The organism is Bradyrhizobium sp. SZCCHNS30572, assembly GCF_032484415.1.
In the GTDB taxonomy this organism is placed as follows: domain Bacteria; phylum Pseudomonadota; class Alphaproteobacteria; order Rhizobiales; family Xanthobacteraceae; genus Bradyrhizobium.
Map to the genome: position 1 here is coordinate 468,149 of NZ_JAUESY010000008.1, position 20,669 is coordinate 488,817.

At 64.6% G+C, this 20,669-nt stretch carries 23 protein-coding genes; 9 read left to right on the plus strand and 14 right to left on the minus strand.

Features of this window, described 5'->3' with window-relative positions; translation table 11 throughout:
• Positions 1-330: 330 nt before the first annotated feature.
• A complete protein-coding gene (locus QX048_RS24675) occupies positions 331-840 on the plus strand; it encodes a hypothetical protein (protein ID WP_315825405.1) in 510 nt (169 codons plus the stop codon).
• 1,139 nt (positions 841-1,979) lie between these two features.
• Here QX048_RS24675 and QX048_RS24680 read toward each other — a convergent pair.
• Positions 1,980-3,473 carry an FAD-linked oxidase C-terminal domain-containing protein gene (locus tag QX048_RS24680; protein ID WP_315825406.1) on the minus strand — a complete coding sequence of 498 codons (1,494 nt, stop codon included), beginning with the start codon at positions 3,471-3,473 and terminating at the stop codon, positions 1,980-1,982.
• Positions 3,474-3,681: 208 nt separating this feature from the next.
• Here QX048_RS24680 and cycA point away from each other — a divergent pair, with 208 nt between their 5' ends.
• Complete coding sequence (gene cycA, locus QX048_RS24685) at positions 3,682-4,077, plus strand: cytochrome c-550 CycA (RefSeq protein ID WP_315716648.1); 396 nt, start codon at positions 3,682-3,684, stop codon at positions 4,075-4,077.
• A gap of 65 nt (positions 4,078-4,142) precedes the next feature.
• Here the strand turns inward: cycA and QX048_RS24690 are convergent, their stop codons facing one another.
• Positions 4,143-5,102, minus strand: coding sequence for an alpha/beta hydrolase (locus QX048_RS24690; RefSeq protein WP_315825407.1), 960 nt, complete (start codon positions 5,100-5,102; stop codon positions 4,143-4,145).
• Between the two features lie 251 nt (positions 5,103-5,353).
• Here QX048_RS24690 and QX048_RS24695 point away from each other — a divergent pair, with 251 nt between their 5' ends.
• Positions 5,354-5,536, plus strand: a complete 183-nt coding sequence (locus QX048_RS24695) for a hypothetical protein (RefSeq protein ID WP_315716646.1) — start codon at positions 5,354-5,356, stop codon at positions 5,534-5,536.
• Between the two features lie 28 nt (positions 5,537-5,564).
• Here the strand turns inward: QX048_RS24695 and QX048_RS24700 are convergent, their stop codons facing one another.
• The 3 genes from QX048_RS24700 to ykgO all read right to left on the minus strand — a co-directional run bounded on the left by QX048_RS24700 (position 5,565) and on the right by ykgO (position 6,777).
• Complete coding sequence (locus QX048_RS24700) at positions 5,565-5,822, minus strand: hypothetical protein (protein WP_315825408.1); 258 nt, start codon at positions 5,820-5,822, stop codon at positions 5,565-5,567.
• A gap of 103 nt (positions 5,823-5,925) precedes the next feature.
• The gene (locus QX048_RS24705) at positions 5,926-6,555 is read right to left on the minus strand and encodes a tetratricopeptide repeat protein (RefSeq protein ID WP_315825409.1); all 630 of its coding nucleotides are present in this window, start codon (positions 6,553-6,555) and stop codon (positions 5,926-5,928) included.
• Positions 6,556-6,651: 96 nt separating this feature from the next.
• On the minus strand, positions 6,652-6,777 hold the full coding sequence (gene ykgO / locus QX048_RS24710; protein WP_006611362.1) for a type B 50S ribosomal protein L36: 126 nt from the start codon (positions 6,775-6,777) through the stop codon (positions 6,652-6,654).
• Between the two features lie 254 nt (positions 6,778-7,031).
• Here ykgO and QX048_RS24715 point away from each other — a divergent pair, with 254 nt between their 5' ends.
• From QX048_RS24715 to QX048_RS24725, 3 genes are all read left to right on the plus strand, one after another.
• Positions 7,032-7,916 carry an amidohydrolase family protein gene (locus QX048_RS24715; protein ID WP_315716643.1) on the plus strand — a complete coding sequence of 295 codons (885 nt, stop codon included), beginning with the start codon at positions 7,032-7,034 and terminating at the stop codon, positions 7,914-7,916.
• Between the two features lie 98 nt (positions 7,917-8,014).
• Entirely contained in the window at positions 8,015-8,761 is a 747-nt protein-coding gene (locus tag QX048_RS24720; RefSeq protein WP_315825410.1) for a haloacid dehalogenase type II, read from the plus strand.
• Positions 8,751-9,218 (plus strand): YbaK/EbsC family protein, encoded by a 468-nt coding sequence (locus QX048_RS24725; RefSeq protein ID WP_315716641.1) that lies wholly within the window; start codon positions 8,751-8,753, stop codon positions 9,216-9,218. The genes QX048_RS24720 and QX048_RS24725 overlap by 11 nt, the downstream gene beginning before the upstream one ends.
• Before the next feature lie 23 nt (positions 9,219-9,241).
• Here QX048_RS24725 and QX048_RS24730 read toward each other — a convergent pair whose 3' ends face one another.
• On the minus strand, positions 9,242-10,150 hold the full coding sequence (locus QX048_RS24730; RefSeq protein ID WP_315716640.1) for a LysR family transcriptional regulator: 909 nt from the start codon (positions 10,148-10,150) through the stop codon (positions 9,242-9,244).
• 130 nt (positions 10,151-10,280) lie between these two features.
• Between QX048_RS24730 and QX048_RS24735 the strand changes: the two genes are divergently transcribed.
• The 3 genes from QX048_RS24735 (at position 10,281) to QX048_RS24745 (ending at position 11,880) form a co-directional block, all read left to right on the plus strand.
• Positions 10,281-10,979, plus strand: coding sequence for a pirin family protein (locus QX048_RS24735; protein ID WP_315825411.1), 699 nt, complete (start codon positions 10,281-10,283; stop codon positions 10,977-10,979).
• A 74-nt stretch (positions 10,980-11,053) separates the two neighbouring features.
• A complete protein-coding gene (gene wrbA, locus QX048_RS24740) occupies positions 11,054-11,653 on the plus strand; it encodes an NAD(P)H:quinone oxidoreductase (protein WP_315825412.1) in 600 nt (199 codons plus the stop codon).
• A gap of 77 nt (positions 11,654-11,730) precedes the next feature.
• Positions 11,731-11,880, plus strand: coding sequence for a hypothetical protein (locus QX048_RS24745; protein ID WP_315736529.1), 150 nt, complete (start codon positions 11,731-11,733; stop codon positions 11,878-11,880).
• Here the strand turns inward: QX048_RS24745 and QX048_RS24750 are convergent.
• The 8 genes from QX048_RS24750 to QX048_RS24785 all read right to left on the minus strand — a co-directional run bounded on the left by QX048_RS24750 (position 11,867) and on the right by QX048_RS24785 (position 20,649).
• The gene (locus QX048_RS24750) at positions 11,867-12,460 is read right to left on the minus strand and encodes a DUF1080 domain-containing protein (RefSeq protein ID WP_315753381.1); all 594 of its coding nucleotides are present in this window, start codon (positions 12,458-12,460) and stop codon (positions 11,867-11,869) included. The genes QX048_RS24745 and QX048_RS24750 overlap by 14 nt on opposite strands.
• Positions 12,461-12,563: 103 nt before the next feature.
• Positions 12,564-13,424 carry a D-amino-acid transaminase gene (locus QX048_RS24755; RefSeq protein ID WP_315753379.1) on the minus strand — a complete coding sequence of 287 codons (861 nt, stop codon included), beginning with the start codon at positions 13,422-13,424 and terminating at the stop codon, positions 12,564-12,566.
• 151 nt (positions 13,425-13,575) lie between these two features.
• On the minus strand, positions 13,576-14,307 hold the full coding sequence (locus tag QX048_RS24760) for an amino acid ABC transporter ATP-binding protein (RefSeq protein WP_315753377.1): 732 nt from the start codon (positions 14,305-14,307) through the stop codon (positions 13,576-13,578).
• Between the two features lie 9 nt (positions 14,308-14,316).
• Entirely contained in the window at positions 14,317-15,009 is a 693-nt protein-coding gene (locus QX048_RS24765; RefSeq protein ID WP_315736525.1) for an amino acid ABC transporter permease, read from the minus strand.
• 1 nt (position 15,010) lies between these two features.
• The gene (locus QX048_RS24770; protein ID WP_315736524.1) at positions 15,011-15,742 is read right to left on the minus strand and encodes an amino acid ABC transporter permease; all 732 of its coding nucleotides are present in this window, start codon (positions 15,740-15,742) and stop codon (positions 15,011-15,013) included.
• Between the two features lie 203 nt (positions 15,743-15,945).
• A complete protein-coding gene (locus QX048_RS24775) occupies positions 15,946-16,860 on the minus strand; it encodes an amino acid ABC transporter substrate-binding protein (RefSeq protein WP_315753374.1) in 915 nt (304 codons plus the stop codon).
• A 408-nt stretch (positions 16,861-17,268) separates the two neighbouring features.
• Positions 17,269-18,651 (minus strand): M20 family metallopeptidase, encoded by a 1,383-nt coding sequence (locus QX048_RS24780; protein ID WP_315825413.1) that lies wholly within the window; start codon positions 18,649-18,651, stop codon positions 17,269-17,271.
• Between the two features lie 333 nt (positions 18,652-18,984).
• Positions 18,985-20,649, minus strand: a complete 1,665-nt coding sequence (locus tag QX048_RS24785; RefSeq protein ID WP_315825414.1) for a thiamine pyrophosphate-binding protein — start codon at positions 20,647-20,649, stop codon at positions 18,985-18,987.
• Positions 20,650-20,669: the final 20 nt, after the last annotated feature.

Consider the following 20,669-nt stretch of genomic DNA (forward strand, 5'->3'; position numbering starts at 1 on the left):
GGAGACCATCTATCATCCTCGAATTCGCCGAAGCGCAAGGTCGAGAGCCCTATCCACCAATGAAACATAGCGGTTGAGGACGAAGGGTCAAATCGCCGATTTCGCTTGACCACGCAGCTTCACGCCGACTCCGCAAATAAGATTCGATAGGCAAAATACAACCACCATACGGACCACCCGATCCATGGTTTGAACTCATCATTGAGCGGGAAAGTCTCCAAGCGGCGGCAGCCCGCCGTGGTATTGTTGGTGTATGCCGGCTGACGAACGCCAGGAATTTTCTCCGCCGGCCGCAAGCTCTATATAGTTGGCCGATCGCGGAGGAATCTTATGTTTCAGCCAATTGCTACGATCTTGGCATCTTTCGCTGCCGTATTAGCGTCATTCGCTGCCGTCGCTGTAACTGCGTTTTTCGGATACCATCAAAGAGAGATCACAAGGGAGCAAGCACGTATAGCAAGAGAGAAGCTCCGCCTCGACCTATACAACCGTCGCTTCCAAGTGTTTACCAGCATTTTTGACTTCTACGACGCGATGATTGCGTGGGAAGGGAAGCCGGAACAGAAGGAGGCGCAAAGGCGATTTTTCAGGGCCTATCAAGAATCCGGCTTTCTGTTCGCACCGGAGTCTGGCATCGAGACGTTGCTAAAATTTCTCAATGACGAGGGTGCGAAGGTCATCGGATTCAGGGAGCACAGTAACAGCTTCAAGTCCGACCCCGCCTTGATGATCGACCAGATAAACAAGACAACTGACATTCAGATCAGAGTATTTGATGAAGGTCTGACAAGGCTGAGAGCCGCGATGCACCAGTACCTGGATTCCTCTAAAGTTTTGTAGCCACGCCTAGTCGCAAACTTCAGCGGATCGCTATTTCTTTGAAGAGAGCCAAATTGGTTTCATACAAACCCAAAATTGGAATTCGGCGGGAGGGATTTGCACCCACAGCACGAAGCTATGGTGGACTTCGCATCCTCTCTTTTCCGGGTACGAGGCAGCTGGGCCTTCGCGAGGCGCGGTAAGCCATTGATAAATCAACCGCAAAAGATCGACCCGCAGCCTTCACACGCGGGAGGTCCAAGGTCGGTCCCTTGGGGCGTCCACAATTTCGAACCCGACAGATACAGGGCTTGTTCGGGTCGTCGGGCAAATCAGCTTTGCTGATCTCACCGCGAAAGAACGACCGGCCGCCGCAAGATCGATCGCGCGGGAGAACTCATTTCGTGAGCGATCTCAACGTCGAACGGCCAACATCTTCTTGGCGACGAAATTTTCCACTTTCTCTTTTACCGAAACCATGCAATTCTCCGCCCATCCCGCCTCACCGAGAGGGGCGTACGCGCGGTCGTCACGATATGCGAGGTGGGGATGCGGTGGCCGTGTCGGGTCGCAGCGTGATTCCGGTCATGCCGACGAACGACGTCGATGCGGACGTGAAATCGTGTGGGCCTGGCCTCCCGGTGCTGAGGCCAAGCGTGTCGTGCCCTTTGCGGGGCGGGCCAGCGACGGGGACAAGAACGCCGATCCCCGGGGCGAGCACGTATAAGCGTTAAGACCGCCGCGCAGGGAATGCCGGATGTTCGGCTGAACCTGTGGTACCTGCCGCCTGCATTTTTTTCGCAGGCGGGCCATGGGTGAGGCCTTCACCCGGCATTCCCTGCGCCCTCTCGATGGTTTTGGAGGGCGATGTCGATGGCATCACTCGGGCGGAGCACGTCGCGGGAGCGCGGACGTGCGCCTGCGAGCAAAGGTGGATGCGATGAGGACGACTCTCTCCCCGTCATTCCGGGGCATCGCGCAGCGATGAACCCGGAATCCATAGCCACAGGCGGATGTTGGTGGAGCGGGATGGAGCTACCCGCGTGCCTCGCATATCGGCCCGTGGTTATGGATTCCGGGTTCGCCCTGCGGGCGCCCCGGAATGACGCGGGGAGAGAGCGGGGCGCCACATGACGGTGCCCTGCCCTGCGGCGCCGGTCTCAGAACCTCGGCAGATCCGGAAACGCCAGCTTGCCGCCATGCACGTGCATGCGCCCAAGCTCGGCGCAGCGGTGCAGGGTCGGGAACACCTTGCCGGGATTGAGCAGGCCCTGGCTGTCGAAGGCGCACTTCACGCGCTGCTGCTGGTTGAGGTCGATCTCGGTGAACATTTCCGGCATCAGGTCGCGCTTCTCGATGCCGACGCCGTGCTCGCCGGTCAGCACGCCGCCGAGCTCGACGCAGCACCGCAGGATGTCGGCGCCGAACGCCTCCGCACGCTCCATCTCGCCCGGCTTGTTGGCGTCGTAGAGGATCAGCGGATGCAGATTGCCGTCGCCGGCATGGAACACGTTGGCGCAGCCGAGCTGGTACTTCTCCGAGAGCTCGCGGATGCGCGCCAGCGCCTTCGGCAGCGCGCCGCGCGGGATGGTGCCGTCCATGCAGAGATAGTCCGGCGAGATGCGCCCCACGGCGGGGAACGCCGCCTTGCGGCCGGCCCAGAACAGGTTGCGCTCGGCCTCCGAGGTGGAGATGCGACAGGTGGTCGAGCCGCAGCCGTTCGCGATCGCCTCGACGCGGCCGATCAGCTCGTCGACCTCGACGCCGGGGCCGTCGAGCTCGATGATCAAGAGCGCCTCGACGTCGAGCGGATAGCCGGCATGGACGAAGGCCTCGGCGGCATGAATGGCCGGCTTGTCCATCATCTCCATGCCGCCGGGAATGATGCCGGCGCCGATGATGCGCGCGACGCATTCGCCGGCGGCCTCGACCTCGGCGAAGCCGACCATCAGCGCACGCGCCGTCTCCGGCTTCTGCAGGATCCGCACCGTCACCTCGGTGACCACGCCGAGCAGGCCCTCCGAGCCGGTGATCAGGCCCATCAGGTCGTAGCCGGCGTTCTCGGTGCACTTGCCTCCGATGCGCAGCACCTCGCCGGTCATCAGCACGAACTCGCAGCCGAGCACGTTGTTGGTGGTCATGCCGTATTTCAGGCAATGCACGCCGCCGGAATTCTCCGCGACGTTGCCGCCGATCGAGCAGGCGATCTGCGACGACGGGTCCGGCGCATAGTAGAAGCCGGCATGCGCCACCGCCTGGCTGATGGCGAGGTTGGTGACCCCTGGCTCGGTGACGACGACGCGGTTGTCGAAGTCGATGTCGCGGATGCGCTTGAACTTGCCGAGGCCGAGCAGCACGCCGTCGGCCAGCGGCAGCGCGCCGCCGGACAGCGAGGTGCCCGAGCCGCGCGGAACCACCTTGATGCCCTGCCCGTGGCAATACTTCAGGACCTGCGAGACCTGCGCGGTGGTCTCCGGCAGCACCACGACCATCGGCGGCTGGCGGTAGGCCATCAACCCATCGGACTCGTAGGGCAGCATCTCGGCGGCGCTGTCGATGACGCCTTCGCCCGGCACGATCGCACGCAGTGCAGCAACGATCTCGTCGCGGCGCGCCAGCACCGCCCGATCAGCTTCCGGCATCATGATCGCCATCGCGTTCCTCCGGCCCTCGATTTGTGCTGGCATATCAATCACAACGGAAACGGTTTGGATAGGCAGCGGATCAGCATCGGAGGTTGCGGCAGAGCAACAAACTCCGCCATTATGCTGATTTGCCTCAGCGCTTCCCCGCTTGTGCGTCGCTTGAGGCCATGCCACAACCTGCGCGCAAACTCGTCTCGTAACCCACAGAGCCTGATCCATGAAGAAAATGACTTTGAGCGCGCTCGTCGTCCTCGCCTCGTCGTCGCTGGCATCTGCCGCGCTGGCGCAGGATGCCGCCGCCGGCAAGACGTCCTTCAACAAGTGCCTGCCCTGCCACGCGATCGGCGAGGGCGCGAAGAACAAGGTCGGCCCGGAACTCAACGGCCTCGACGGCCGCAAGTCGGGCAGCGCGCCGGACTACAACTATTCGGAAGCCAACAAGAACTCGGGCATCACCTGGAACGAGGCGGTCTTCAAGGAATACATCAAGGACCCGAAGGCCAAGATCCCCGGCACCAAGATGACCTTCGCCGGCATCAAGAACGAGACCGAGATCAACAATCTCTGGGCCTATGTCTCGTCGTTCGACAAGGACGGCAAGCAGAAGCAGTAAGCGGCCGCCGGCCGACACGTCACCTCGACTGCAGAGCCCCGGCGGACCGCCGGGGCTTTTTCACATCACGGGGCCACGGCGTCGGCCAGGGTCACCGCGGCGACGATCCGGTCGACCTCGCCGGCCACCAGCTCCGGCACCGCGTTCTGGACCATGTGCCCGAGGTCGGGCAGGACGATCAGGCGGCTCTGCGGCACGACCCGCGCGAGCGGGCGGGAATGGATGTCGGTATAGACCGTCCGGTCGGCCTCGCCCGCCACGATCGTGACCGGGACCTTGATCTCGCCATAGCGCGGCGCCTGCTCGATCACCGCCTGCTTCAGGGTGACGAGATCGCGGGCATTGGCCATGAACTCGCGCGGGCGCAGCAGCAGCGGCGTCGCGGTCCGGTCGACGAAATCGTCCGGCATCGCCTGCGGCGCGAACACGCCGCGGGCGCCAGGCGCCATCAGCGCCAAGCCGAGCGGCAGCGTGATCGTGTGCGCCAGCAACGGCCCGACCACCGGCGTCGTGACGGCCTCGTTGTAGCGCCCGACCCCGCCCCGCCAGGGATAGGCGACCGGCGCCAGCATCACGAGGCCCGCAACCCGGTCGGGGAAGTCGAGCGCCATGCGCAGGCCGAGCGCGCCGCTCCAGGAATGCACCACCAGGACGACCTGGCCGACGCCGAGCCGGGCCAGCACCTCGTCCAGCATCCGGGCCTGGGCGGCGGGCGTGGAATCCTCCGGCCGCGCGCGCGGGCTCCAGCCGTGGCCGGGACGGTCGACCAGGAGCACCCGGTGGCGCTGCGCCAGGAGATCACCCAGCGGGCGGCGCATGGCTTCGAGGTTCGAGCTCGCCCCATGGAGCAGCAAGAGCGGCGGTCCAGACGCGTTGCGCGGCCCGATATCCACAAGATTGATGGTCGCACCGGCGACCGGGATCGCCTGCCCTTGCTGCGGATAGCGCTTTTCGACGATCGCTATACCGGCCCGCGTGGCCAGCGCGAGCCCTCCCAGGACGACAGCAATAGTGATTGAAATCATTGATACTTTTCTACGTGTCACGCTGACAGATACGGTGCAGAACGAAGGCGGTTGCGCGGGCAAGCGCGCAATTCCACGTCCCGTCAAGCCAGTCCTGTCATCATGGCGTCGTCGGCCATTTTATAACCATGGTCGGGACATTTCCTCGCAATCGGCTGATGCCCGTGAATTACTTGCGGTCAGATCATTGCGTCGTTTGAACACGATGACCGGCCCTGTGTTTTGTTTGGTGTTTTGGGAGGGGGTTACCGATGAGTTTTCGTTCGAGCGAGGCTGCGATCGACGAGATCGTCGCAAGTTGCAATGGCGATCTCCGCGGCGCGCTGAAGGCCCTGCTGCTGGTCAACGAGCATCTCGAGGCCGAGATCGCGCAGCTGTATGCCGCAGCCGCGCAGTACGGCATGCCGGACCGCCGCAGTACCGCATTTCACTGAGCCGGCTGACCGGGCCGGATTGCGCCGATCAGTCCTCGGACGTGATGTCCTTGTTCGGGCACGCGTTGATCGTCGATCGCGCCAGCTTGGCGTCGTCTTTCGACTTGAACGGCCCGGACGCGAACCAGATGTCACCCATGGTGGGGGTGACGATCGGATTGCTGGTCACGATCTCGCAGCGATTGGTGGCGCGGTTGCCGACCACCCAGAACATATCCGGATCCTCGGCCCAGGCGGCCGTCGCCGTCATTCCGATGAGCGCTGCCGTCAGCACTGCACGCGTCATTGCGCCACCTCCTCGCCGGATGTCCTCCGATCAACGGCAGGTGGGATGGCGCGGATCGGCCGGCAAGGACGGCCGTCCTGACATGGTTAATCGACCGCCAAGGCTAGATGTCGCGGCCTTCGACCTTCTCGGTCAGCGTCTTGACCAGCTCCGGCACCTTGTCCAGGTGCGGATTGACCTCGAGCGCCTTGCGGAACGCGTCCAGCGCCCGCTTCTCCTCGCCGAGGTCCTGCATGATCATGCCGAGACCGGCGAGCGCGCCGAAGTGCCGCGGCTCACGCAGCAGGACCTGCTGGATGTCGGCAAGCGAGCGACCGTAATCGTTCTGGAGGTAATAGATCGTCGCGCGACGGTTCCAGGCCTCGACGTAGTCCGGCCGGAGCTTGATGACCGAATCGAGCAGCTTGAGCGCAACCTCGTTCTGCTTCGCGTCCATCGCCGCCTTGGACCGCGCCATCAGCAGGGCGACGGTGTCACTGGGGGTCTGCAGCCAGATCGCCCAGATCCGCGCCTCGACGTGCTTGGCGCTGATCTCGTCGGGTGCGGCCTTCAGGGCGCCGAACAGGAAATCGAGGCCCTTGGTCTTGTCGGCTCCGACCTTGGGCAGCTTGGCCGGAGCCTCGGGCGGCTTTGGCTTGGGCGTCGCGCGCGGCTCGCCCTGCGCAAAGGCAAGATGCGGTACCGAAATGACGACAACGGCGAGAAGAATCGCCCGCAAGGATCGCTTGGCCATGCTCCAAGTCTAAACGCAGTCGGCGCGTCCTGCAAAGCAGCACGCGCCTCAAAGACCTGTGAGGAGGCCCCTCCTCTCGAGGGGAGATCTACGGGATCAGCCCTGGCGCGCCTTGAAGCGGCGCTGGACCTTGTTGATCACGTAGACGCGGCCCTTGCGGCGGACCAGACGGTTGGCGCGATGGCGGCCACGCAGCGACTTCAGCGAGTTACGGACCTTCATGGGACATCCTGATACGTTGAAAGGCCGTGTTGGACAGGCCGGAAGTGGCAAATACAAAGGGAGTTCCGCAAGCGACCAAGTCGCCCGGATTGGCCGGTTTCTAACCACCAGCCCGCCGGATGTCAATCATGGCGGGCCCCGGCTTCAACAGAACCGGCCGGCGACGCGCCCCTCGATCCAACTTGGCGATTGCCAAATTTGTTATATCCTATAATCAATTTTCCAAAGCCAAGAACCAACCGCCGGGAACGCCCATGCCCAAGCTCGCTCTGCCCAAGATCGACGACGTCGTCGCCATCGACATCCACACCCACGCCGAAGAGCCCTGCGGCATGCATGCGGATGACGGCTACGACGATTTCCAGGCCCAGATGGCCGACTACTTCAAGTCGCCGCACAAGCACCCGCCGACGGTGCCGGAGACGGCGGCCTATTACCGCTCCAAGAACATCGCCGCCGTGATCTTCCCGGTCGACGCCGAGCGCGAGACCGGCTTCCGCCGCTACAACAATTACGAGATGCTCGAGGTCGCTTCCGACCATCTCGATGTGCTGATCCCCTTCGTCAGCATCGATCCGCACAAGGGCAAGCTCGGCGTCCGCGAGGCGCGCAAGCTGATCGAGGAGTATGGCGTCCGCGGCTTCAAGTTCCACCCGACCATGCAGGGCTTCTACGCCAACGACCGGCTGGCCTATCCGCTGTATGAGGCGATCAACGACGGCGGCGCGATCGCGCTGTTCCACACCGGCCAGACCGGCGTCGGCTCGGGCATGCCGGGCGGCATGGGGATGCGGCTGAAGTACTCGAACCCGATGTACATGGATGACGTCGCGGCCGACTTCCCCGACCTCAAGATCATTCTCGCCCACCCCTCCTTCCCCTGGCAGGAGGAGGCGCTGTCGGTCGCGACCCACAAGCCGAACGTGTACATCGACCTCTCCGGCTGGTCGCCAAAGTACTTCCCGCCGATCCTGGTGCGCTACATCAACTCGATCCTGCAGGACAAGATGCTGTTCGGCTCCGACTGGCCGGTGATCACGCCCGACCGCTGGCTCGCCGATTTCGCCAAGCTCGACATCCGCGAGGAGATCCGGCCGAAAGTGTTGAAGGCCAACGCGCGCAGGCTGCTCGGGATCTGAGGCCGTCCGACGGCTCGTATCGTCGAGGATCGTGCTATCATCCGCGGGCGCGGTGGCCATCGGCCATCGCGCCTGCCTCTCTCGATGAGGTGAGCGCCGTGCCCTTCAAAGCCGTGGTCTTCGATGCCTATGGCACGCTGTACGACGTCCAGTCGGTAGCGGCGGTCACCGAGCAGGCCTTTCCCGGCCACGGCGACATCATCACCCAGATCTGGCGCATCAAGCAGCTCGAATACACCTGGCTGCGCTCGCTGATGCAGCGCTACGAGGATTTTTCGGTCGTTACCCGCGAGTCGCTGCTCTATACGCTGCGCGTTCTCGGCCTGCAGGCGGATGCGATCACACGCGATCGCATCATCGCCAAATATCTCGATCTCGATCCCTACCCTGATGCACGTGCCGCGCTCGCCGCGATGAAGGACCGCCGGCTCGCGATCCTCTCCAACGGCAGCCCAGCGATGCTCGACGGCCTGGTGAAAGCCAGCGCCTTCGACACGCTGCTCGATGCCGTCATCAGCGTCGATGCCCACAAGATCTTCAAGCCGAGTTCGCAAGCCTATGCGCTGATCGAGGAGACACTCGGACTTGCGCCCGACGAGGTGCTGTTCGTGTCCTCCAATCCCTGGGACGTCTGCGGCGCCAAGGCCTTCGGCCTCAACGTTGCCTGGATCGAGCGCGTCACTCCCGAAGCCATGGCGGCCGCCTGCATCGAGACCGATCTCGTGTCCCCGCTCACGATGTTCAAGGCGCTGCGGACCCAGATGGACGAGTTGGGTTTTGCGCCCGATCATCGTATTGCTGCGCTTTCCGAATTGCCTGAGATCGTCAACACGCATGAGCCTTGAATCCGTCCGCGCCTTCTTCGCCGAAAAAGCCCCCGACATCGACGTTCTCGTCTCCAGCCAGAGCTCCGCAACCGTGGCGCTCGCGGCGGAAGCCTATGGCGTGGAGCCGGCCCGCATCGCCAAGACGCTGTCGTTGCGCGTCGGCGAGCGCGTCATCCTGATCGTCGCCGCAGGCCACGCGCGCATGGACAACAAGAAGGTGAAGGCACTGTTCGGCGGCAAGCCGAAGATGCTCGGCCTCGACGAGGTCGCCGACATCACCGGACACGAGGTCGGCGGCGTCTGCCCGTTCGGCTTGAAGTCGCCGCTACCGGTGTATTGCGACGTCTCGCTGAAGGCCTTCGACATCGTGGTGCCCGCCGCGGGCTCGACCCACAGCGCGGTGAAGATCACGCCGGATCGCTTGGCCGAGCTGACGGGAGCCGCATGGGTCGATGTGTGCGAGGTGCAGTCCTGATCGGCTGGGATCGGCGGCCGCGATCATCGCTTCTTCCCCTTCGCGAGTTCCTTCACCAGAAACTCCGTCAGCACCTCGACCCGCGCGGGGCGCGGGCCGCCGGGCGGCATCACCAGATGCATTGCGCCTTCGGGCTGGCTCCAGCCCTTCAGCACCACCTCGACCTCGCCAGACGCGATCGCGTCGCCAACGATGAAATCCGGCAGGTCCGCGATGCCGAGCCCGGCGAGCACCGCCGGCAACAGCGCTTCGCCATTGTTGACGCGCAGCTGTCCCGCCGGCCGTACGCTGGCCTGCTCGCCGGCCGCATTGGTGTAGTGCCAGACGCCGGCGGTGGAGAGATAGGCGTAGCCGAAGCATTTGTGCTCGGCGAGATGCATCGGATGCGTCGGCCGTCCGTGGCGCTTCAGATAGGACGGCGCCGCCACCGTGTAGCGCGGCATGGGGCAAAGGCGGCGCGCGACCAGCGACGAGTCCGGAAGCCGCGCGATCCGCAGCGCGAGGTCGAACCCTTCGCCGATCAGATCGACGGTGGCGTCGCTCATGTGGAGGTCGATCGAGACCTCCGGATATTGCTCTAGGAACGCCGGCAGCAGCGGCGCGATCTTCTTGACGCCGAACGTCATCGGCACCGCGAAGCGCACCAGGCCGCGCGGCGTCAGCGACTGCGCGAGCGCCTCGGTCTCGGCAGCCTCGCCATCGGCGAGCAGCTGCGCGGCACGCTCGGACAGGCGCTGGCCGGCGTCTGTCAGCGCCAAGCGCCGCGAGGTGCGGTTGAACAGCCGCGTACCCAGACGCTCCTCCAGCCGGCTCACCGCCTTGGAGACGGAGGCCTTGGAGAGGCCCAGCTCCTGCGCGGCGCCGGCGAAGGAGCGCAGCTCGACGACCTTCGCGAAGATCGCCATCGCCTCGAAATCCGGAAGTCGCGCCATCGCCTTAAATCTCGTTTTTAGAAACAATAGGTTTCAATAGTTTCTATTTCTATACCCCGGCCGCTCCCTTATTCCAATGCCCAACAGCACGGCGGCCCCGGCCGGCCGTTTCAACCACAGGAGCAGACCCATGATCGAATTGAAGCCCTTTGCGGCGCTGGGCGGCGCCGACCACGGCTGGCTGAAGGCTAAGCACCATTTCTCGTTCGCGAGCTACTACGACCCCAGCAACATGGGCCACGGCGCCCTGCGCGTCTGGAACGACGACGAGATCGCGCCGAACACCGGCTTCCCGGCGCATCCGCACCGGAACATGGAGATCATCACCTATGTCCGCGAGGGTGCGATCACCCATCAGGACAGCCTCGGCAACAAGGGCCGCACCGAGGCCGGCGACGTCCAGGTGATGAGTGCGGGCAGCGGCATCCGCCACTCCGAATACAATCTGGAGCCGACCACGACGCGGATCTTCCAGATCTGGATCGAGCCGACCACCGATGGCGGACAACCGACCTGGGGCGCCAAGCCGTTCCCGAAGTCCGACCGCTCCGGCAAGCTGGTCACGCTGGCGAGCGGCTTCGCAGATGACGGCGACGCGTTGCCGATCCGTGCCAAGGCGCGCGTAGTCGGCACCACGCTGAAGGCCGGCGAGACCGCCGAGTACAGCGCCGACAAGGCCCGCCACATCTATCTGGTGCCCGCAGCCGGCAGCGTCGAAGTGAACGGCGTCCGAGTCAACGCCCGTGACGGCGCCGCCATCCGCGACGAGGCCACACTCAAGATCACCGCGCTCGAAGATTCCGAGCTGGTGCTCGTCGACGCCGCCTGACCTCTCACGCGATCCCGGCCGGGCATCCGGCCGGGACGCTCTCCCCGATCATCCTCGTCCCCACGGAGACTGCCATGACCAAGGTTCTCGTTCTCTACTACTCCGCATACGGCCACATCGAAGCGATGGCCAACGCGGTGGCCGAAGGCGCCCGCGAGACCGGCGCCACCGTCGACGTCAAGCGCGTGCCCGAACTGGTGCCGGCCGACGTCGCCAAGGCCTCCCACTACAAGCTCGACCAGGCCGCTCCGATAGCAAAGGTCGAGGAGCTCGCCGACTACGACGCGATCATCGTCGGTACCGGCACCCGCTTCGGCCGCATGGCCTCGCAGATGGCCAACTTCCTCGATCAGGCCGGCGGCCTGTGGGCCAAGGGCGCGCTCCACGGCAAGGTCGGCGGCGCCTTCACCTCGACCGCGACCCAGCACGGCGGCCAGGAGGTCACGCTGTTCTCGATCATCACCAACCTCTTGCATTTCGGCATGACCATCGTCGGCCTCAACTACGGCTTCGCCGGCCAGATGAAGCTCGACGAGGTCACCGGCGGCTCGCCCTATGGCGCCACCACCATCACCGGCGGTGACGGCAGCCGGCAGCCGAGCGCGAACGAGCTGGCGGGGGCGCGCTATCAGGGCCGCGTCATCGCCGAGACCGCAAAGAAGCTGCATGGCTGATGCGACTGCGGCGGCACTTCCGCAAACGAAGTGCCGCCCCATCTCGCAAAAGTCGGAAGGATGTCAAGGAGGCTGCAATGCCCGCCATGCTCGAACTGGTGACGCTGGCCCGGTTGGCCCGCCATCCCCTGCAGATGATGGCGCGCCGCTGGTACTGCAAGAGCCTGTACCGCGCGAGCCGCGGCCAGCGCCGCTGCCCGGAATGCACGGCCGCTACAGCGGCTTGATCTGCACCTTCCTGAACTTCACGACGCCCGAGCCGTATTGCAGGGCGATCGGTCCCGCCGCGTGCTTGCTGTCGTCGACATCGGCGGTTTTCTCGCCGTTGAGGATCACGGTCAGCCGCGTGCCCTTGGCGGTGATCTCATAGGTATTCCACTTGCCGCCGGCCTTCGGCATCGGATCGACCTTGGACACGTCGACGATCGCGCCGGTGCCGTATTTCGGATCGGGCCGCTTGTCGAAGATGTTGACCTCGTAGCAGATGTTGGAGTCGATCTTCGCCGACTGGTCGCAGCGGATGAAGATGCCGCTGTTGGCGGCGTCATCGACCCAGAACTCGGCCTTGATCTGGAAGTCCTTGTAGCTCTCCTTGGTCACCAGATACGATGGATCCTTGCCATCGAGCTTGTCGGCCGACAGCGCGCCGTCCTTCATCTCCCAATTGGCCTTGCCGACCTCGGTGAAGTCGGCCTTGGTCGTGGAGTCGACCAGGGTCACCCAGCCGTCATCGGCCAATGCCGCTCCCGTCATGCCTGCGCCCGCAATCAATAGTCCGGCCGCGAGCCCTCTCAAGCGATACCGCATCGAAACTCCTCCCTGATTTCTGTTTCGTTCGTCGCCACGATAGCAAAGCGCCGGACAATGCAAACGGGTTTCGATGCTGCACCTGCTCTATCGTCTCCTCCAACTACACCGCCGTGGCGCGCGCAAAATCGACATAGATCTCGCGCAGCCGCGCCGCCACCGGTCCCGGCTTGCCGTCGCCGACGGGCTTGCCGTCGATCGTGACCACCGGCTGCACGAACGAGCTCGCGCTGGTGATGAAGGCTTCCTTCGCCGCGAGCGCCTCCTCCACCGTGAACAGCCGCTCCTCGACCTTGAGCTGGCGCTCCTCGGCGAGCTTCACCACGGCCTTGCGGGTGCAGCCCGGCAGGATCGCGTTCGAGTTCGGCCGCGTCACGATGACGTCGTCCTTGGTCAGGATGAAGGCCGAGGACGAGCCGCCCTCGGTGACATGACCGTCCTCGACCATCCACGCCTCGCCGGCCCCGGCCGCGGCGGCCGCCTGCTTCGCGAGCACCTGCGCCAGCAGCGCCACGCTCTTGATGTCGCGGCGCGCCCAGCGGATGTCGGGCACGGTGATGACGCCAATTCCCGTCTTCGCCGAGGGCGCATTGATGATGTCCTTGGCGGTGACGAACATCACCAAGGTCGGCTTGACGTCGCCCTTGGGAAACGGGAAGTCGCGGCCCTTGTCGGCACCGCGCGTCACCTGCAGATAGACCATGCCCTGGTCGAGCCGGTTGCGTGCGACCAGCTCCTTCTGCAGCTCCTCGATCCGCGCCACGCTCTCCGGCAGCGCCAGCCCGATCTCGCCGACCGAGCGCTCCAGGCGGGCAAGATGCGGGGCACTGTCGACCAGCTTGCCATCGAGCACCGCCGCCACTTCGTAGATGCCGTCGGCAAACAGGAAGCCGCGATCGAGGACCGAGACCTTGGCCTCGGACAGGGGCACGAAGGCGCCGTTGACGTAAGCGATCGGGTCCAAGGACGTGTCTCCATTCTCATCTGCGCACGCAAAGCCATCTGCGTACACCAATTGTTACTCTCGCCGTCATTCGGGGGCGATGCGCAGCATCGAACCCGGAATCTCGAGATTCCGGGTTCGCCCTGCGGGCGCCCCGGAATGACTCACCGGACTAATGCGACAGGATCTTCGACAGGAACTGCTGCGCGCGCTCGCTGCGCGGCTGGCCGAAGAACTCCTCCTTCTTGGCGTCCTCGACGATCTCGCCGCGGTCCATGAAGATGACGCGGTGGGCGACCTTCCTGGCGAAGCCCATCTCGTGGGTCACGACCATCATGGTCATGCCCTCGCGGGCGAGATCAACCATGACATCGAGCACCTCGCTGATCATCTCCGGATCGAGCGCCGAAGTCGGCTCGTCGAACAGCATCGCGATCGGATCCATGGCGAGCGCACGTGCGATCGCCACGCGCTGCTGCTGGCCGCCGGAGAGCTGCGCCGGAAACTTCTGCGCCTGCTCCTTGAGACCGACGCGATCCAGGAGCTTCATGCCCTTCGCGGTCGCTTCCTCATGGCCACGACCCAGCACCTTCTGCTGGGCGAGGCAGAGGTTGTCGATGATCTTGAGATGCGGAAACAGCTCGAAGTGCTGGAACACCATGCCGACCCGCGAGCGCAGCTTCGGCAGGTTGGTCTTGGAATCATTGACCTTGAGGCCGTCGATCGTGATCACGCCGTCCTGGAACGGCTCCAGCGCGTTGACGCATTTGATCAGGGTCGACTTGCCGGAGCCGGAGGGGCCGCAGACCACCACCACCTCGCCCTTGGCGACCGAGGTCGTGCAGTCCTTCAGCACCTGGAAGCTCGGGCTGTACCATTTGTTGACGTGGCTGATTTCGATCATGGGAGCCGACTATCTGATGATGGAGATGCGCGACTGCAGGCGGCGGACGCCGTAGGACGCGACACAGGAGATGGTGAAGTAGACCAGGGCCGCGAACAGGTACATCTCGACCAGGCGGCCGTCGCGCTGGGCGACTTTCGAAGCAGCGCCGAGGAAGTCCGGAATCGAGAGCACGTAGACCAGCGACGTGTCCTGGAACAGCACGATGGTCTGGGTCAGCAGCACCGGCAGCATGTTGCGGAACGCCTGCGGCAACACGACGTAGCGCATGGTCTGCGCATAGGTCAGGCCGAGCGCCGAGGCCGCGGCCGGCTGGCCGCGCGAGATCGACTGGATGCCGGCGCGCATGATCTCGGAGAAATAGGCCGCCTCGAACAGGATGAAGGTGATCAGGGAGGACGCGAACGCGCCGACCTTGATCGGCCGCGACGAGCCGGTGATCCACTGCCCGATATAGGGCACCAAGAAGTAGAACCAGAAGATCACCAGAACCAGCGGCAGCGAGCGCATGAAGTCGACATAGAGCCCGGCGATAAAGCCCATCACCCGATAGCCGGACAGCCGCATCAGCGCGATCAGGGTGCCGAACACAAGACCGCCCGTCGCCGACAGCGCCGTCAAGGTCAGCGTGAAGGTCATGCCGTCGATGAAAAGATAGCTCAGCGAGCGGCGGATGACGTCGAAATCGAAATTGGCCAGCATCTCATTTGCCCGTGATGTAGCCAGGGACCGCCACCGCGCGCTCCAGGAGCCGCATGCCGATCACGACGATGACGTTGATGACGAGATACATCAAGGTGGCGGCGCTGAAGGCCTCGAACACCTGGAACGAGAATTCCTGCATGGCGCGCGCAGCGCCCGTCAGTTCGATCAGACCGATCGTGATTGCGACGGCGCTGTTCTTGACCGTGTTGAGAAATTCGGACGTCAGCGGCGGCAGGATGATGCGGAAAGCCATCGGCAGCAGCACGTAGCGGTAGGCCTGCAAGGTGGTGAGGCCGAGCGCGGTCGCCGCCAGCTTCTGGCCGCGCGGCAGCGAGCCGATGCCGGCCGCCAATTGCACGGCGACACGCGCCGACATGAACAGGCCGATGCCGACGGCCGCCGTATAGAATGGCGCATTGGGCATCTGCTTCAGCCACAGGCCGATCGTGGGCGGCAACAGCTCCGGCAGCACGAAGAACCACAGGAACAGCTGCACCAAAAGCGGCATGTTGCGGAAGAACTCGACATAGGCGAAGGCGATCCAGGTCGCCAGCTTGGACGGCAAGCTGCGCAGGATGCCGACGATCGTGCCGCAGATCAGCGCGATCACCCAGGCCGACAGCGAGGTCACGATGGTGACCTTCAGCCCCGCCAGCAGCATGTCGAAATAGGTGCCGGCCCCGGTCGGGTTCGGCTCCAGGAAGATGTGCCAGTTCCAGGTGTAGTTCACGGGGACATCCTGAGAGGGAATTAGCTCGCAAGTCGCATTACACAGTCTTTGCCAAAAACTCGCTGCGCTCCCTCCCCCCTTGCGGGGGAGGGTCGGGGTCGGGGGTCCACACGGGCAGTCTTTCCTGAGACCCCCACCCCTGCCCCCTCCCCGCAAGGGGGAGGGGGGCACATCGAATTCGGCGCGAGAGCTGCGGCCTCACGTTACGGCTTGTACGAATCCGGATCCGGCGAGTCCGACGGCTTGGCGAACTCGGCCTTCAGTTCGGCCGACAGCGGGGTGTTGAGGTTCAGGCCCTTCGGCGGGATCTTCTGCATGAACCATTTGTCATACAGCTTGGCGCCCTCGCCGCTGGTGTAGATCTTGGCGGTCGCCGCATCGACCACCTTCTTGAACTGCGGATCGTCCTTGCGCAGCATGATGCCGTAGGGCTCGGGCTTCGAGAACGCGTCCTTGGAGACGACATAGGCGGCCGGATCCTTGGAGCCGGCGACGAGGCTCGCCAGAAGAATGTCGTCCATCACGAAGGCGACGGCGCGATCGGTCTCCACCATCAGGAAGGCCTCGGCATGATCCTTGGCCGGGATGATGTTGATGCCGAGGTTGCGCGCGGCATTGGCCTCGGTCAACTGCTTGATGTTGGTGGTGCCGGCGGTCGACACGACCGATTTCCCCTTCAGATCGTCGATCGAGTTGATCTTGCTCGCCTTCTTCGAGACGTAGCGGCTCGCCGTCAGGAAGTGGGTGTTGGTGAAGGAGATCTGCTTCTGGCGCTCGGCATTGTTGGTGGTCGAGCCGCATTCCAGATCGATGGTGCCGTTGGCGAGCAGCGGGATGCGGGTCGACGACGTCACCGGGTTGAGCTTCACATCGAGCTTGTCGAGCTTGAGCTCCTTCTTCACGGCATCGACGATGCCCATGCAGATGTCGATGGCAAAGCCGATCGGCTTCTGATTGTCGTCGAGATAGGAGAACGGGATCGAGGAGTCGCGGACGCCGAGCGTAATGGTGCCGGTCTCCTTGATGTTCTTCAGGGTCCCCGTCAGGTCCTCGGCCTGCACCTGGCCGGCGCAGAGCGCGGCGGCGACGGCAAGACCGAATAGGCGAAGCTGCTTCATAACTGATCTCCTCAATCCGGCTGATCGCCGGATGCTTGCATAAACCACAGCGAACTCAAAATGGCCCCCGCCCCCGGACGATCTCCGGCCGGACGAGCGCGGGCACCATAGACCGCCCCGCGGCGGGACGTCCTCGGACGATTGCGACAAATTGCCTGTCCCGCGTCCCCTTCGACAAGACGTCCGGGCTGAAACGGCAGCGCCGAACGTCGGGATGGTAAACTACGAGGGGCTCGCAGGCCCCGCGACCAGACGAAAGTTGCAGGCGGGTTCCCGCACGCGGCAATGCAACCGCACGGCACACGGACCTCATGGTTCGAGACGCGCCGCGCCCACCTTCCGTCTTCCTGGCCGGCGCGCGCTCCTCACCAGACGCCAGGCGATGTGTGCTCATGCCTCCTTCTCGGCTCACAACGGCTTCCGCAATTCACCAAGATCCCAGAACAGCCCGGCCATCAGGCCGAGCGCCTCGTCCGTGACATCCAGCAGGATGTGCTCATCCGGCGCGTGCTGCGAGCAGCCCGGGTAGGAATGCGGCACCCACATGGTCGGCATCTTCAACACGTCGGCAAACACGTCATTGGGCAGCGAGCCGCCGAAGTTCGGCAGCACCGCGGGCGCCTTGCCGGTGCTCATCTTGATGGACTCCGCGGCCCATTTGATCCAGGGGCTGTCGATGTCGGCGCGCGAGGCCGCGAAGCCTTGCGTCATGCTGACCTCGACCATCGGGAAGCCGTGCGCGACGAGATGGCTCCTCACGTCCTCCACGATGCTGTCGACCTTGGTGCCGACCACGAAGCGCAGCTGCAGCACGGCGCGGGCGCGGCCGGGGATCGCATTCGCCGGCTTGTCGATATTGCCGGAGGAGATCGCGAGCACCTCGAGCGTATTCCAGGCATAGAGCCGCTCCGCCGGCGTCAGCCCCTCCTCGCCCCAATGGTCCGACAGCGCCGGCTCGTCGGCGGTCGGCTCCACCTTCACGTCGGCGAGGATGGCGCGGATGGCATTGGTGAGGCGCGGCGGCTTCAAGGTATCGAGCTTGATACGGCCATGGCCGTCGACCAGCGTGGAAATGGCATTGGCAAGGATGGTCGCGGGATTGGCGAGCACGCCGCCCCAATTGCCGGAATGGTTGCCGCCCTCGCGCAGGTTGACGTCGAGATGCAACCGGATGCCGCCGCGGCAGCCGAGAAAGATGGTGGGGCGCGCCGTCGACAGCCGCGGGCCGTCCGAGCCGATGAAAACGTCGGCCTTCAAGGCGTCGCGATGCAGATCGGCCACCCTGGCGAGATCGGGCGAGCCGATCTCCTCGCCCATCTCCATGATGAACTTGGCATTGAAGCCGAGCTTGCCGCCGCGGGCCTCGCGCACCGCGCGCAGCGCCGCCATGTTGATGCTGTGCTGGCCCTTGTTGTCGGCGGTGCCGCGGCCATAGAGACGATTGCCCGCTGGCGTCACCGCCCAGGGATCGCGGCCGTCGCGCCATTCGCCGGCCATGCCGTCGACGGTGTCGCCGTGGCCATAGCTGAGCATCGTCGGGGCGCTGTCGCTCTCGTGGTAGGTCGCGATCAGGAACGGCGACTTGCCGCTCGGCGAGGGCACGATCTCGGAGGAAAAGCCGAGCGCTGCAAAGGACGGCGTCAGCTCGTTGGTCAGATACGCCGCGAGGTCGTCCTTGCGCTCGGGATTGAGGCTCTCGGTGCGATAGGCGACCCGGCGGCCGAGCTCGGCCAAGAAGTCACCGCTCGTCAGGCTCTGACGGGCACGGTCGATTGCATCAATCCTGGTCATGGCGCTTTTCCAGTCACAACGAAGGCGGCGTCATATCGGGATCGCGCGACGAGCGGAAGGGGCTGGGTTTGAATTCAATGCTGACATCAAGCAAGTCTCGGATTTCGGAACTTGTCGCAGAGATCGATGATGGGCGTGTGTCGGGATGCGCGCTTCCGTTCTCGCGGCGCCAGGAGCGTCCGAGGTTTGCCGGTGCGGTGCCTTCGCAAGGCGGAGGGCGCGGGGATGCCCGGCGAAGGCCTCACCCATGGCTCGCCTGCAGAAGAAAAGCAGGCGGCAGTCACCAAAGGTTCGGCCGGACGTCCGGCATTCCCCGCGCGACGGGAGTAACGCTCAGTTCACCGCGTTGCTGACCATCACCTCGATCAGCTTGGCGCCGGGGCGGCGGAACGCCGCCGAGAGCGTCGGCTGCAATTCACGAGGATCGCTGATGCGCATTGCCTCGCAGCCGAGCGAGCGGGCGAGCCCGGCAAAATCCACCTGCGGATCGACAAAATCCATGCCGATATAGTTGTCGTCACCGTGGAACGACAGCAGCCGCTGCTTGATGATGCGGTAGCCGCCATTGTTGACGATGACGACCGACAGCGGCAGCTTGTGATGCGCTGCGGTCCACAGCGCCTGGATCGAATACATCGCGCTGCCGTCGCCGGAGTAGCAGACCACGGGGCGATCGGGATTGGCGAGGCTGACGCCGACCGAGGCCGGCAGGCCCCAGCCGATGCCCCCCGAGGCGAGCGCGTGATAGTTGTAGCGGTCGCGATACGGCCACAGCGCCGTCATGTAGCGCGCCGAGGTCAGGCCCTCGTCGACCATGATGCCGTGCTCCGGCATGGCCTCGGCGACCTGCAGCGCCAGGTAGTCCGGATCGATCGGCGTCCGCTCGCGCGCCGCTTCGATCTGCGCGGCCAGCTTGCGCCGCCGCGCGCTCCAGTTCTTCGAGGACAATTCGGCCACGCGCTCCTGCGCACGCGCCTGCAGGGCCGCGCCGCCGAGCTCGCGCAAGAGCGGCGTGAGCTGAAGCAGCGTCTCGCGAACGTCGGCCTTCAGCGCGATCTCGGCACCGAAATTCTTTCCCAGCTCCCAATCGACGAGGCCGATCTGCACGATCGGCAAGCCCTCGGGCAGCGGCCCGATCTCGCTGTGCACGGACATCCGCAAGGGATCGGCGCCGAGCACGATGAGAAGATCGTGTGGCGCGAGCAGGTCGCGGACCTGCTGCTGCACACGCGACAATGAGCCGATGTAGCAGGGATGCTCGGACAGGAAATGCGCGCCATAGGGCGCGGACTGCTGGTGCACGGGAGCGCCGATCGCCGACGCGAACTCGGCCGCCTCCCGCAGCGCATCGCTCTTGACGACCTCGTCGCCGGTGATGACCACCGGCCGCTGCGCCTTGAGAATGCGCTGCGCCAGCCCCTGCAAAGCGTCCGCGGCCGGCAACACGCGCGCATCGACCCGGGTGGAACGGCCGAGCTCGATGCCGGCTTCGGCATTGAGGATATCGCCGGGCAGCGAGATGAAGACGGGACCGGTCGGCGGCGTGGTCGCCACCTTAGCGGCGCGCCTGATGATGCGCGGCAGGTCCTCCAGCCTCGTCACCTCGACCGCCCATTTCACCAGCGGCTCGGCCATCCGCACCAGCGGGCCGTAGAGCAATGGCTCCATCAGGCCGTGGCCCTGCTCCTGCTGGCCGGCGGTGAGGATCATCGGCGTGCCGGTGAACTGCGCATTGTAGAGCGCGCCCATCGCGTTGCCGAGACCCGGCGCGACGTGGACGTTGCAGGCGACGAGGCGTCCCGAGGCGCGACTGAAGCCGTCGGCGATCGCCACCACCAGGCTCTCCTGCATCGCCATGACGTAGGTGAGATCGGGATGGTCCTTCAGGGCATGCATGATCGGCAATTCGGTGGTGCCGGGATTGCCGAACAGATGCGTGATGCCCTCATCCTTGAGCAGCGCGAGGAAGGCCGAACGTCCGGTCGTGCGGTTCTTCATGGGGCGGTGTCCTCCCGGGC